General features: G+C 44.5%; 1 protein-coding gene and 1 pseudogene. Both read right to left on the bottom strand.

What is annotated here, in order from left to right:
- Positions 1–403: pseudogene (locus R7P74_RS27785) on the bottom strand (hypothetical protein); the annotation flags it as partial.
- On the bottom strand, positions 367–602 hold a 236-nt coding region (locus R7P74_RS27780; protein ID WP_318123894.1), incomplete at its 5' end, for a hypothetical protein. The pseudogene R7P74_RS27785 and the gene R7P74_RS27780, both read right to left, overlap by 37 nt.

Raw genomic sequence — 602 nt, 5'->3', positions numbered from 1 at the left:
AATGCTGTTCCCACAGAACACGGTGAGCCAGTTCATAAGCGTTAGTTCCCATTCTAACTTTTACCAGTAAGTATCCGTCTTTGCTGTCAATCCGAGTCGAACCAAGAGGCTTTTCATCATCAGATTTATTACTGCGTATCCCACCAAACGCGGTTTCCTTAGCTTTGCCTCTCAGTGGGAATGGTTTGCCTTTGTTATGTGGGACACTGTTCTTTTCAAAGCGACCGGTTCGCCCTGACTTGATCCCAAACCGCTTGCATGAGCTTGTTAATGCTTTTTTGTTCTTGTTGGTGTTGAACTTCGCATTGAACTCATCTACCCAACTGCTAACCGGTGCAACTGGATAACGCTCAGCTAAGAAAGCTTTCATTTCTGATGTGTAATCACTTTTTCTTCTTTGCATTGCAATTGCTCCGGTATTGGTGCGTTTCGATAGTCGTTTTGGAATTTGGCGGCATCTAAGGCGACTGAGGCATTATTGATAATGTCTTTTGATATCGAGCTCACTGCCTTGGCTCGTTTGATCTCTTCCAAAAGCGCCTCGCCTTTCGTGCTCTCATCGGATAGGCGTTCCAGTTGAGCAAAAAGATGGTTATTAAGAT

The organism is Vibrio sp. 2033 (assembly GCF_033339735.1).
This window is presented reverse-complemented; position numbering and strand designations above follow the sequence as displayed.